This is a genomic window from Sulfuricella sp. T08, assembly GCF_000971475.1.
Taxonomy (GTDB): Bacteria; Pseudomonadota; Gammaproteobacteria; order Burkholderiales; family Sulfuricellaceae; genus Sulfuricella.
The window spans coordinates 162,071-175,735 of record NZ_DF967585.1; the positions used below are offsets into that span (position 1 = coordinate 162,071).

Below are 13,665 nucleotides of genomic sequence, written 5' to 3' on the forward strand. Positions count from 1 at the left end.
CATGCGCACCGTTTATTTGGGCGCCGGGGCCACTACACCTTAAACTTTGGCCACTGGTTGTAACCAATAGCAGGGGCGTTTGATTTAAAGGCATTGATGTACTCGACCTCCTTCTGGCTTACTTCCTTGTCCGTTGCTGTTTCAGACTCCCAAAGAATTTCCTTCCGGATGGTGATATCTCGCCTTTGCTCCCTCGTAAAATCCTTTTCAATTAGCTTGTCGTCGGCACTACCGAAATAGTTGATGCTATCCGTCAAATCTTTGCCGACATAAATTTTCCCGTTGGGGTAGGTAATTTTGTAAATCACCTTCATGGTTGGCCCTCATACTCAGGTTTTGTAGGGTGCGCCATGCGCACCGTTTATTTAGGTGCCGGGGGTAGCCCGGCGGGCTAGTTGCTTTCTTTAAACGGCTAAAGAAAGTAACCAAAGAAAGCCGCCCCTATCCACCGCCCCTTCGGGGTTCCCTGCGCTGCTCGCCGAACCGGGCGGCGGCGGAACTCGCGCTTTGCGCTCAGACAGTCCTCGCCGACATCCCCCGGCCCGGCTGTGCTGCTCGGCGGCGGCCCAAGGGGACAGAACAACAAAACAAAACCGCCCTACCCAGCCCTCCCCAGCGGGGAGGACACCCAAAAACCGGGCTCCGCCCACAAAACCCAAATCCCCTTCTGCGCCGCCTCGGTTTTCCTGAAAATTCGGGGGCCGTCGGCGAGGACTGTTTGAGCGCGCAGCGCGAGTTCCGCAGCCGCCCGGATTTTCAGGAAAACCGAGGGAAGCCCGAAGGGCCGGCGCGGCAGGGTGCCCTTTTGTTTGGTTACTTGTATTTTGGGCAAGCAAAATAAAGTAACCTGCTGCCGGGCAGCCCCCGGCATCTAATAAACTGCGCGTAGCGCACAAAACAAAACCGAAGCAACCCCTTTTAACTGATTGGCTCCGGCCTCATTGCCACCCCTAGAGTTTCGCCTGCGTTCGTACCCGTACATCAGCCCTGATCTGCTCGCGCTCTTTGTCATCCGCTGCAAGGGCGGCGTGGTACTTCTCGCTCAGCCGTGTAGCTTTCGACTGAAGGCTATGCACTGCGACCAGCTTAGTTTCCAACTCAGAGTGCGCAAGGTGCTCATAGTTGGCGCTTGGATCAGGCACTTCAGCTTCCAGTGTCTTAGCCGCAGAAAGATCTGCCTCACATTCGCTAAGCCATTGCTGGAGCGCACCTGATCCCAAGTGGCCTATAGCCGACGCAACTGCAGTGTGAGAGTTTTTGGCTCGCTCTAGGAGGGACGGAAGGTTCTGCACAGCGGTTCGTAATTCGTTTACGGCTTTACGTAACTCCAGTCGCAGGTCAAGGGCCTTCATCTGTCCGGATCGGCGATAGCTGATGTAGCCCATCGTCGCTCCAGCAATGCCCGTAATGGCTCCGATCGTACCGGTGATTGCTCCGGCGTAGCTTAACCAAGCGGGTTCAGACATTTACATTCCATCGGTGAATGAAGGCATTCATTAGGTGCCCAATTAGATTTATAGACACCACTACAATAACAAAAAAGGCGCAGTCCCCTGCGCCTTTTTTAGTCAGCCGGTTAATCCCAGCTCAACGCTCCCCCACTCTGATACTCCGTCACCCGAGTCTCAAAGAAGTTCTTTTCCTTCTTCAAATCCATCATCTCGCTCATCCACGGGAAGGGATTCTCCGCCCCCGGATAAAGCTGATCGATCCCGATCTGCTGGCAACGACGGTTGGCGATGAAGCGCAGGTATTCCTTGAACATCGAGGCATTCATGCCGAGCACGCCGCGCGGCATGGTGTCTTCGGCATAGGCGTACTCCAGTTCCACCGCCTTCTTGATCAGGCCGGCGATTTCGACACGGAATTCAGGCGTCCACAGGTGCGGGTTTTCCATCTTGATCTGGTTGATCAGATCCACGCCGAAATTCAGGTGCATGGACTCGTCGCGCAGGATGTACTGGTACTGCTCGGCGGCACCGACCATCTTGTTCATCCGGCCCAGCGCGAGGATCTGCACGAAACCGACATAGAAGAAGATGCCTTCCATGATGCAGGCGAAAACGATAATCGAGCGCAGCAGCTTCTGGTCGTCTTCCGGCGTGCCAGTCTTGAAGTTCGGGTTGCACAGGATGTCGATGAACGGGATCAGGAATTCGTCCTTGTCGCGGATCGACGGGATCTCGTGGTACATGTTGAAGACTTCGCCCTCGTCCAGCCCCAGGCTTTCGACAATGTACTGGTAGGCGTGGGTGTGGATGGCCTCCTCGAACGCCTGGCGCAGCAGGTACTGGCGGCATTCCGGCGCGGTGATATGGCGGTAGGTGCCGAGCACGATGTTGTTGGCGGCGAGGCTGTCGGCCGTGGTGAAGAAACCCAGGTTGCGCATCACGATGCGGCGCTCGTCCTCGGTCAGACCGTTGGGGTCTTTCCATAGCGCGATGTCGCGGTTCATGTTCACTTCCTGCGGCATCCAGTGGTTGGCGCAGGCATCCAGGTATTTCTGCCAGGCCCAGTTGTACTTGAACGGCACCAGCTGGTTAACGTCGGCGTCGCCGTTGATGATGCGCTTGTCTTCGGCCTTGATGCGGCGGGTGTCGTGGATACCGGTGAGGGCAGCGGAAACGGGCTCGGCAGGTTGTGGTGTGACTGGTGGCATGGGCATGGCGGCTCTGGTTGGTGTGGTATCTTCGAAACTTAGCATATTATTGTCTCCTTAAATTACTTCTTCACCGCAGTTCATGTAGGTTGGGTTAGGCGCGGTTTTTTGCGCCGTAACCCAACAAACCCAAACTTCACCAAAAGTAGGCACCTCTAGGCGAAACCAACATTTTTAAGGAAGATTGGGTTTGTTGGGTTACGCGATAAAGCCGCTAACCCAACCTACATGACCGTGGTTAGTTGTTTTATTACTGGCAGGCCTCACATTCAGGATTGTCAATCGAGCAGAACTTGGTCTCCGCCACCATCCCCCCATCCACCGGCACGGCGTTCAGCGCGCCGGCCTTGGAGGTGGATTTCTCGGCGTGGGTGGCGCCCAGGCTGCGCAGGTAGTAGGTGGTCTTGAGACCGCGAATCCAGGCCAGCTTGTAGGTTTCGTCGAGCTTCTTGCCGGAAGGCTGGCCGATGTAGATGTTCAGGCTCTGCGCCTGGTCGATCCACTTCTGGCGGCGGGCGGCGGCTTCGATCAGCCAGCTTGGGTCGACCTCGAAGGCGGTGGCGTAAAGCTGGCGCAGTTCGGCCGGTATGCGGTCGATCTTGGCCAGCGTGCCATCGAAATACTTGAGGTCGGAGATCATCACTTCGTCCCACAGCCCGGCCGCTTTCAGGTCTTCCACCAGATAATCGTTGACCACGGTGAACTCGCCCGACAGGTTGGATTTGACGTAGAGGTTCTGGTAGGTCGGCTCGATGCTGGCAGAGACCCCGACGATGTTGGCGATGGTCGCGGTCGGTGCGATCGCCAGGCAGTTGGAGTTGCGCATGCCGAACTGCTTGATGCGGCTGCGCAGGGCTTCCCAGTCGAGGGTGGCGGACTCGTCCAGCTCCAGATAACCGCCGCGTGCCTCGCGCACCAGGGCGTTGGACTCGTGCGGCAGGATGCCGCGGTCCCACAGGCTGCCGGTGAAGGTGGCATAGCGGCCGCGCTCTTCGGCCAGCTCGGTGGAAGCCATGTAGGCGTAGTAGGCCACGGCTTCCATGCTGCGGTCGGCGAATTCGACCGCAGACTGGCTGGCGTAGGGAACACGCAGGGCGTGCAGGCAGTCCTGGAAGCCCATGATGCCCATGCCCACCGGACGGTGCTTGAGGTTGGCATTGCGCGCCTTGGCCACGGCGTAGTAGTTGATGTCGATGACGTTGTCGAGCATGCGCATCGCGGTGCGCACGGTTTTTTGCAGCTTGACCGTGTCGAGCACGCCGTCTTTCAGGTGCGCTACCAGGTTGACCGAACCGAGGTTGCATACGGCAATTTCGTGCTCGTTGGTGTTGAGCGTGATCTCGGTGCACAGGTTGGAGCTGTGCACCGTGCCCACGTGCTGCTGCGGCGAGCGCAGGTTGCACGGATCCTTGAAGGTGATCCAGGGATGGCCGGTTTCAAACAGCATGGTGAGCATCTTGCGCCACAGCTGCAGAGCGGGAATCTTCTTGTGCAGCTTGAGCTCGCCGCGCGCGGCCTTGTCTTCGTAGCCTATGTAAGCCTCTTCAAACGCCTTGCCGAACTTGTCGTGCAGGTCGGGCACGTCGTTCGGGCTGAACAGGGTCCAGTCGCCGGCTTCCATCACGCGCTTCATGAACAGGTCGGGAATCCAGTTGCAGGTATTCATGTCGTGGGTGCGGCGGCGGTCATCGCCGGTATTCTTGCGCAGCTCCATGAATTCCTCGATGTCGAGGTGCCAGGTTTCCAGGTAGGCGCATACCGCGCCCTTGCGCTTGCCGCCCTGGTTCACCGCCACGGCGGTGTCGTTGACCACTTTCAGGAACGGTACCACGCCCTGGGATTTCCCGTTGGTGCCCTTGATATGGCTGCCCAGCGCGCGCACCCGGCTCCAGTCGTTGCCGAGTCCGCCGGCGAACTTGGAGAGCAGTGCATTTTCCTTGATCGCTTCGTAGATGCCGTCGAGGTCGTCGCTCACCGTGGTCAGGTAGCAGGAGGAAAGCTGCGAGCGGCGGGTGCCGGAGTTGAACAGGGTCGGCGTCGAGCTCATGAAATCGAAGCTGGAGAGCACATTGTAGAACTCGATGGCGCGGGTTTCACGGTCGATCTCGTTGAGCGAGAGGCCCATCGCCACGCGCATGAAGAACGCCTGCGGCAGCTCGATGCGGCGCTCGTCGATGTGCAGGAAATAGCGGTCGTACAGGGTTTGCAGGCTGAGGTAGCCGAACTGCAGGTCGCGCGAGGCCACCAGGGCAGCGCCCATGCGCTTCAGGTCGAACTGCGCCAGACGCTCGTCGAGGCGCTCGGCTTCAATACCCTGCTTGATGAAGTCGGGGAAATACTCGGCGTAACGGGTCTCCATGTTGGCCTGGCTGGTGGTCTCGCCCAGCACTTCCTTGCGGATGGTGTCGAGCAGCAGGCGCGCGGTGACGTAGCTGTAGGCCGGCTCTTTCTCGATCAGGGTGCGGGCGGAGAGGATGGCCGCCTTGCCCACTTCCTCGATCGGCACGCCGTCGTACAGATTCCTCAGGGTATGTTCGAGGATAGGCTGCGGCGTAACGGCCTCGCCCAGTCCAGCGCAAGCGGATTGCAGCAGCGCGTTGAGGTGCGCCATGTCGAGCGGGCGGGTCAGGCCATTTTCGATGACATTGATGACATGTGGCGCGGCAGCGGGCTGCTCCAGCTTCTGCCGGGCGCGCTCCTGGGTGCGCTGCTCGCGGTACAGCACGTAGGAGCGGGCGACGTCGTGCTCGCCGGAGCGCATCAGCGCCAGTTCGACCTGGTCCTGGATATCTTCTATATGGAACGTGCCGCCGTTGGGCTGGCGACGCATCAGGGCGGACACCACGCTCTCGGTCAGCGCGGCGACAACCTCGCGAACGCGCGCGGAAGCCGCACCCTGGCCGCCATTGACGGCGATGAACGCTTTGGTCAGTGCAATCGAGATCTTGGCGGGTTCGAAACCGACCACTGAGCCGTTACGGCGGATGATCCGGTATTGGGCATAAATGGATTCACTGCCCGTCGCGGTTTCGCCGGAACCGAAATTCGAGGCTGCAAAAGGGGAAGGCGAAACGGAATCGGTAGAAAGCTGCATGGGTGGTTATCCTCCTGATTTATTATTGCGGTACATCTGCTTGGCTAACCTCTTGTCCACAACATATCCACTACATATCCACAACATGTTGTGTCTGGGCTATCAAATTACCACTAATTCTAGTATCGCGGTTGACAAAACGCAACCAGAATTTCCATTCAATTTTCATCTGCCGTGTAAGCCGCTGTGGGCGCCAAAGTTGTAAAAGGACCATTTGTTGGATAGTCTGAAATGGAGAGGGTTTCATCACATGCAGCCATCGCCACTAACCGTATTCGTCGCGCGCGGCCTGACCAAGACTTACCACATGGGAGAAGTGGAGGTACCGGCCCTGCGCGCGCTGGATATCGAGATCTACCAGGGCGAGTTCGTCGTGCTGCTGGGGCCTTCGGGCAGCGGGAAATCGACCCTGCTCAACATCCTCGGCGGCCTGGACACGCCCACCAGCGGCGAGGCATTCTGGCGCGACCACAACCTGGCCACCTCCGGCGAGCGCGAACTGACCGAATACCGGCGCGATCACGTCGGCTTTGTATTCCAGTTCTACAACCTGATTTCCAGCCTCACCGTGCGCGAGAACGTCGCCCTGGTGACCGAGATCGCGCCCAAACCGATGACGCCGGAAGAAGCCTTAAGACTGGTCGGACTGGAATACCGCATGGACCACTTTCCTTCCCAGCTATCCGGCGGCGAGCAGCAGCGCGTGGCCATCGCCCGCGCTATCGCCAAACGGCCGGACGTGCTGCTGTGCGACGAACCGACCGGGGCGCTCGACTACGAAACCGGCAAGGTGGTGCTGGAAGTGATCGCCAGGATCAACCAGGAACTCGGCACCACGGCGGTAGTGATCACACACAACGCCTCCATCGCCGGCATGGCCGACCGGGTGATGCGCATGGCCGACGGGCATATCGCCTCGGTGGAGACCAACCCGCACAAACTGACTCCATCGGAGTTGTCATGGTGACGTTAAACCTGGTGAGGGGTGAGGAGTCCGGGGTGAGGAGTTGCCACCCTCCGTTCTCCTCACTCTTCACTCCTTACTCCTCACTCCCGCAATGAAAGCCCTCGACCGCAAGCTGTTGCGCGACCTCTGGCAGATGCGCAGCCAGGCGTTCACCATCGCCCTGGTAGTGGCCTCGGGCATCGGCTCCTTCATCGCCTTGCTATCCACTTACGATTCGCTGCAATGGTCGCGTCATTCCTATTATGAGGAGGCGCGCTTTGCCCAGGTGTTCGCCGACGTCAAGCGCGCACCCCGGCCGGTGGAACGGCAAATTGTCGAATTGCCGGGGGTCGCCGCGGTGGAAACCACCGTGGTACAGGATGTGACCCTGGATATCCCGGGCGTGGCCGAGCCGGTGATCGGCCGCATGATCGGCCTGGCTAACGGCGGACAGCCCAGCCTGAACCGCCTGTTTCTGCGCCAGGGCCGCCTGCCTGAAGATGGAAAAAGGAATGAAGCCCTGGTTTCGGAGGGATTTTCCAAGGCACGAGGGCTTAAACCCGGCGACCACATCGCCGCCCTGCTCAACGGCAAGCGCGAAACCCTGGATATCGTCGGCATCGTGCTATCGCCGGAATACATCTTCGCCTCCCGCGGCGGCGAGATCCCGGACGACAAGGGATTTGGCGTGTTCTGGATGGAACGCGAGCGCCTGGCGACTGCCTTCGACATGGAGGGCGCATTCAACCGCGTGTCGCTGAGTCTGGCACCGGGGGCCAGCGAGGCGGCGGTGATCGATGCCCTCGACCACCTGCTCGAACCTTACGGCAGCCTCAGTGCTTACGGCCGCAAGGATCAGAACTCGCACCGCATCCTGAGCCAGGAGATCGACCAGCAAAAAACCATGGCCACGATTTTCCCCACCATTTTCCTCGGCGTGGCAGCATTCCTGCTCAACGTGGTGCTGGCCCGCCAGGTAGCCACCCAGCGCGACCAGATCGCGGCCCTGAAAGCGCTCGGCTATACCGACTTCGCCATCGCCGCCCACTACCTCAAACTGGTGCTGGCGATCGTGCTGGCCGGCATCGTTCTCGGCTTCGGCATCGGCGCCTGGATGGGCTATGAAATGACGGCGATGTATACCCTGTTTTTCCACTTTCCACGCCTGATCTACCGCATCCAGCCATGGATTGCCGTGGTGGCGTCAGGCATCAGCCTGGCAGCCGCCGCGGGCGCTGCGCTCGGCACCGTGCGCAGCATCCTGTCACTGGCGCCGGCGGAAGCGATGCGCCCGCCCGCCCCGACCCGCTACCGGCGCCTGCTGCTGGAACGGCTCGGCCTGGCACATCTGCTCTCACCCCAGGCGCGCATGGTGATCCGCACCCTGGAACGCCGCCTGCTGCGCACCCTGCTGACCACCTTCGGCATCGCCTGCTCGGTTGCCATCCTCGTGTCCGGGACTTTCTGGCGGGATTCGGTGAACTACCTGATCGATGTCCAGTTCTACATGGCCGACCGGGGCGATGTGAACGTGGTGTTCGTCAATCCGGTCGCCCGCAGCGCCCTTTATGAAATCGGCCGCCTGCCCGGCGTGCTGCGCACCGAGGAAGTGCGCTCCGTGCCGGTGCGCCTGCGTGCCGGCCATCACACTTACCGCACCGCCGTGTCCGGCTTTCCCCCGGATGCGCAACTGCGTCAGTTGCTGGATACCGATTTGCACCGCGTACCCCTGTCTCCCGACGGCATCCTGCTCTCCCGGCGACTGGCAGAACGGCTGGCGGTCAAACCCGGCGACCGGCTGACGCTGGAATCCCTCGAAGCCACCCGCGCGAAACGTGAAGCCGTGGTTGCCGGAGTCGTCAACGACCTGGTCGGCCTTTCCGCCTACATGGACATCGCCGCCCTGAACCGGCTGATGGGCGAGGGAGAATCCATCTCCGCCGTGGCTCTGACGCTGGATCCGGCACTGGCAAAGGAATTTTATGCGCGCCTCAAGGAAATGCCCCAGGTCGCCACGGTTTCCATCAAGGGTGAACTGCTGCGCAGCTTCCGCGAAACCAACGCCCGCTTCCTGCTTTTTTTCACCGCCATCGTGACCGCATTCGCCGCCGCGATCGCGGTGGGCGTAGTCTACAACAGCGCCCGCATCTCCCTGGCGGAAAGATCCTGGGAACTGGCCAGCCTGCGCGTACTGGGTTTCACCCGTCACGAGGTTTCCGGGCTGCTGCTGGGCGAGCTCGCGATCGAAATCGCACTGGCGATCCCGCTCGGCCTGTGGCTGGGCTACCTGTTGTCAGCGTTGATCGTTTCCATGATGACTGCCGAGACCATTACCTTCCCGCTTGTCATCACCTCCAGCACCTATGCCTATGCCGCTCTCGTCATCCTGGCCGCCGGCGTGGCCAGTTCGCTGATCGTGCGCCACCGGGTGGATCACCTGGATCTGGTGGCAGTATTGAAGACCAGGGAATAAACGGGCAATCCCTGGCTACCATCCAGACATCAGTTTAAAGAAATACGAAAATTCAACGTTCCTCCGGCAATCAGACTGAACAGGTTCAACAAGCCGGCCTTAAGACCGACAGGCCGCCAAAAGTGAACTATATTTATTCTATCTAAATAATCAGGAGGAGGAACACATGGCCACCTACCGGATCGGCTCCAGCGGAGAAGAAGTCAGACAAATCCAGGTAAGGCTGCAAGCGCTGGGTCTATACCGAGGCCCGATCGACGGCGCCTTCGGCGGCGGCTCCGAAGTTGCTGTAAAAGCTTTCCAGCAGAATACCGGCCTCGAAGTGGACGGCGACGTCGGCCCCATTACCTGGAAAACGCTGTTCAATGCCAAAATTCCAGCCCCCTCTCTGCTCTCCAAACCACTCGACTATCGCTGCCTGGCGCTGACCGGTGCGTTCGAAACCAATTCCGGCTTTCCCGACTGCTTTGCCGGCCTCTCTGGCGATTTCGACGGCCAGGGCATCAGCTTTGGCGTGTGCCAGTGGAATTTCGGCCAGGGTTCGCTTCAGCCGCTGCTCAAGGACATGATAGTGCAGCACCCCGATATCGTCCGGTCGATTTTCCGGGAACAGCACGACGTACTGGCCACAGTACTGAACGCCGGCAAACGCGAGTTGATGAGCTTCGCGGCCAGCATCCAGCACCCGGTCCGGCACACCATCAACGAGCCGTGGTGCGGCATGTTCAAGTCCCTCGCCAGAACGCAGGAATGCCAGGCGATCCAGCAGAAATACGCGGCGACACTGTATCAGTCGGCGCTCAGCCTGTGTTCCGATTTCGGCCTCTGGTCGCAACGCGCTGCCGCCCTGATGTTCGACATCAAAGTGCAAAACGGCAGTATCCGGGACCTTACCAAAGCACGGATACTGGCGGATTTCGCCAGCCTTGCGCCCGATCTGCCGCGCACAACGCTGGAGGTGGAGAAGATGAAAATCGTCGCCAACCGCCGCGCCGAGGCGGCCAACTCGCGCTGGGTCGAGGACGTCAGAAGCAGGAAGCTTTGCATCGCCAAAGGCGAAGGCATAGTTCACGGTATCCGCTACAACCTGGAAGAACAATTTGGCATCGTGTTAACTGAATAAGGAGAACGATCATGGCTGCTGGCAAGAAAACGAAGACACCCCAACGCGCCTACAACGTCCGGCCGGACACAATGGATTTTCGCGACAAGATGTACGAGGCGACGCTGATCGAAGTGCCGAAGCGCATCCCCCTGGAAAACTATGCAAAGGTGCAAGTACCCGTACTCAACCAGGGCCAGGAAGGTGCCTGCACCGGCTTCGGGCTGGCGACCGTGGCCAACTACCTGCTGCGCAAGCGCAAGGAATTAAAAGGCAAGGACTCGGTCAGCCCGCGCATGCTGTACGAAATGGCCAAGCGCTACGACGAATGGCCCGGTGAAAAATACGATGGCTCCAGCGCGCGCGGCGCAATGAAGGGGTGGAACAAGCATGGGGTGTGCGCCACATCGGTGTGGCCCTACGACCCGAAAAAACCCGACCCGCGACTGACCGAGACGCGCCTCGCAGATGCCGCCGGGCGTCCGCTGGGAGCCTACTTCCGCGTCAACCACCAGGATCTGGTGGCGATGCACGCGGCGCTGGCCGAAGTCGGTATTCTGTACGCCACCGCCAGCGTGCACGCGGGATGGGAAGCAGTGGGCGAAAATGGTGTGATCCCGCTGCAGGACGAGATACTGGGCGGCCATGCGTTCGCCATCGTCGCCTTCGACGAGCGCGGGTTCTGGATCCAGAATTCGTGGGGTCCGGACTGGGGGCAGCAAGGCTACGCGCTGGTCACCTACAAGGATTGGCTCGCCAACGGCACCGACGTGTGGGTGGCCCGGCTGGGCGCGCCGGTAATACTGGAAACTGCCGCCAAGGGCGCCGCGCCGCGTCATGCCGGCATCGCGCGCGCCAAAGCCTACTCCTATCCCGATCTGCGGCCCCACATCATCAGCATCGGCAACGACGGAGCGCTACGTACCAGCGGCACCTTCGGCACCACGGCTAGCGACGTGGAGGAAATTATCAAGCAGGACTTCCTGCGCGTCACCCAAAGCTGGAAAAAGAAACGCCTGCTGATCTACGCCCACGGCGGACTGGTGAACGAGGAGTCGGCCATCCAGCGCGTCGCCGACTACCGCAATGCGTTACTGGAGCAGGAAGTGTACCCGCTGGCCTTTAGCTGGAAAACCGACGCCTGGACCACGATCAAAAACATTCTGGAGGACGCCCACCACCGGCGCCGCCCGGAAGGTTTGCTCGATGTGGCCAAGGACTTCATGCTTGACCGGCTCGACGACGCACTCGAACCTCTGGCGCGGATGCTGGGCGGAAAGGCGATGTGGAGCGAGATGAAGGAAAACGGTGTGTTCGCCACGATGAAGGAGAATGGTGGAGCACGCATCGCGCTTGGCCACCTGAACCAGCTGCTGGCGCAGGATCCGTCGATAGAAATCCACTTTGCCGGTCACAGCGCGGGCAGCATTTTCAATGCACCGATTATCCAGCTGCTCACCGCCAAGGGAAAAATCGCCACCGGCCCGATGAGCGGAGCGACCGGCCTGGGCCGCAAGGTCGAAACCTGCACCCTGTGGGCGCCCGCCTGCACTGTCGATCTGTTCAAGCAGGCCTACCTGCCGGCGGTCAAAAGTGGCAGCATCAAGCGCTTTGCCCTGTTTACCCTCACCGACCAGGTGGAACAGGACGACAATTGCGCCAACGTCTACCACAAGTCGCTGCTGTATCTGGTGTCCAACGCCTTCGAAGAGCGGGTGCGCATCCCGGTATTCCAGCCAGATGGCGAGCCGATCCTGGGGATGGAGAAATTCGTCCGCACAGACGCCGAACTCTCCGCGCTGTTCAAGAACGGCAAAGCCGACTGGGTACGCTCACCAAACACCGCCGAGGACGGCTCGCCCATTCATTCCACAGCACGCCACCACGGCGATTTCGACGACGACAAACCAACCGTGCTCGCCACCCTGGCACGTATCCTCGGCCATGGCACGTCGCAAGCGCCGTTTGAATTTGCCCGTACCCCCGCGTCGCTGCGGGCGCGCAGGCTGAGATTGAGCTAACGATCATGGCGAACCACCGCCACGGATGGTGACCATCGGTTATAACGATGCTGATCTCTGGCTGTACCTGCAGTGCAGCCAGAAAACGCCAAAGTCAAATGGAATCTGGTAGTGCTGTCGAGCAGACAATACTTAAGCCCGGCAGGCTGCTAGAATCCAAACATGATGTGGATCAAAAGAACACTACTCGTCCTGCTCGCTATCGCCTTGCTCGGTGCGCTGGCCATGGCATTCCGTCCGCAACCGGCGCTGGTGGAAGTCGCTGAAGTCACGCGCGGCCCTTTCGAGCAGGTCATCGAGGACGACGGCAAAACCCGAGTGCGCGAACGCTACGTGGTGTCCGCTCCGCTCGCCGGCAAACTCCAGCGGATTACGCTCAAGGCCGGCGATGCAGTCACAGCCGGCATGGTGCTGGCGTTCATTGACCCCAGCTCGCCTGCCCTGCTGGATGTGCGCACCGAACGAGAACTCACCGAACGCGTAGGCGCAGCTGAAGCAATCAGGCTGCGCGCCACGGCCACAGTCGAACGGGCTCGGGCGGCGCTGGACAAATCCCACTCCGATCTGGAGCGCACCCGCAAGCTGGCTGCAAAAAACTTCGTTTCAGCTGCCCAGCTGGAACAGGTTGAACTTGAAACCAAGATCAGCCTGCGCGAACTGGAGGCAGCCCGCTATGCCGACCATGCCGCCGCACACGACGTATCAGTGGCCCGCGCCGCCCTGCTCCAGGTTCGCGGCGAAGCCGCCGGAAAACCCTCAGCGAGGCGCTGGGAAGTGCGCACCCCGGTTTCCGGCCAGGTTCTCAGGGTAGTGCAGGAAAGCGAGGCCACCGTCGCAGTGGGTACGCCGCTGTTGGAAGTCGGCCAGCCCGCCGAGCTCGAAGTGGTGGTGGATGTACTCAGCACCGACGCGGTACAGATCAAACCGGGCGCTCCGGTACGGCTCCTGCGCTGGGGAAAAGCAGATCCGCTCGAAGGTCGCGTCAGGCGGGTGGAGCCGGCAGCCTTTACCAAGGTTTCAGCCCTGGGAGTTGAGGAGCAGCGCGTCAACGTTGTGATCGACCTCACCTCTCCCGCCGAAAAATGGCAATCACTTGGCGACGGTTACAAGGTGGATGCGAGCATCATCGTGGCGAGCCTGGATAATGCGATCAAAGTGCCGGTCAGCGCGCTATTTCGTGACGGGGGGCAATGGGCAGTATTCACCGTCGCCAACGGCAAGGCCGTCAGACGCACGGTGCAACTGGCCCGGCGTGGCGGGCTGGAAGCAGTGGTGGAAAAGGGCCTGCAACCTGGTGAAAAAGTCATCGTGCATCCCGGCGATACGCTCAAGGACGGGCGCCGCATAAAGATTACAGCTGGTGTATGATT

The 13,665-nt window shown here is 60.3% G+C and carries 9 protein-coding genes; 5 read left to right on the forward strand and 4 right to left on the reverse strand.

Going from position 1 to position 13,665, the window contains the following annotated elements; translation table 11 throughout:
• Positions 1–32: 32 nt before the first annotated feature.
• The 4 genes from SCT_RS16030 to SCT_RS16050 form a co-directional block, all read right to left on the reverse strand.
• Entirely contained in the window at positions 33–314 is a 282-nt protein-coding gene (locus tag SCT_RS16030) for a hypothetical protein (protein ID WP_059425001.1), read from the reverse strand.
• A gap of 636 nt (positions 315–950) precedes the next feature.
• Positions 951–1,466, reverse strand: coding sequence for a hypothetical protein (locus tag SCT_RS16040; RefSeq protein WP_059425007.1), 516 nt, complete (start codon positions 1,464–1,466; stop codon positions 951–953).
• A 110-nt stretch (positions 1,467–1,576) separates the two neighbouring features.
• Positions 1,577–2,704: a ribonucleotide-diphosphate reductase subunit beta gene (locus SCT_RS16045; RefSeq protein ID WP_059425009.1), complete on the reverse strand. Its 1,128-nt coding sequence runs from the start codon at positions 2,702–2,704 to the stop codon at positions 1,577–1,579.
• 205 nt (positions 2,705–2,909) lie between these two features.
• The gene (locus SCT_RS16050) at positions 2,910–5,753 is read right to left on the reverse strand and encodes a ribonucleoside-diphosphate reductase subunit alpha (RefSeq protein WP_059425012.1); all 2,844 of its coding nucleotides are present in this window, start codon (positions 5,751–5,753) and stop codon (positions 2,910–2,912) included.
• A gap of 250 nt (positions 5,754–6,003) precedes the next feature.
• Between SCT_RS16050 and SCT_RS16055 the strand changes: the two genes are divergently transcribed.
• From SCT_RS16055 to SCT_RS16075, 5 genes are all read left to right on the forward strand, one after another.
• A complete protein-coding gene (locus SCT_RS16055; RefSeq protein WP_059425014.1) occupies positions 6,004–6,720 on the forward strand; it encodes an ABC transporter ATP-binding protein in 717 nt (238 codons plus the stop codon).
• A gap of 91 nt (positions 6,721–6,811) precedes the next feature.
• A complete protein-coding gene (locus tag SCT_RS16060) occupies positions 6,812–9,172 on the forward strand; it encodes an FtsX family ABC transporter permease (protein WP_059425017.1) in 2,361 nt (786 codons plus the stop codon).
• Positions 9,173–9,338: 166 nt separating this feature from the next.
• Positions 9,339–10,295, forward strand: coding sequence for a peptidoglycan-binding protein (locus SCT_RS16065; protein ID WP_059425019.1), 957 nt, complete (start codon positions 9,339–9,341; stop codon positions 10,293–10,295).
• Between the two features lie 11 nt (positions 10,296–10,306).
• Positions 10,307–12,295 (forward strand): C1 family peptidase, encoded by a 1,989-nt coding sequence (locus SCT_RS16070; RefSeq protein WP_059425021.1) that lies wholly within the window; start codon positions 10,307–10,309, stop codon positions 12,293–12,295.
• Between the two features lie 162 nt (positions 12,296–12,457).
• Entirely contained in the window at positions 12,458–13,663 is a 1,206-nt protein-coding gene (locus SCT_RS16075; protein WP_059425023.1) for an efflux RND transporter periplasmic adaptor subunit, read from the forward strand.
• Positions 13,664–13,665: the final 2 nt, after the last annotated feature.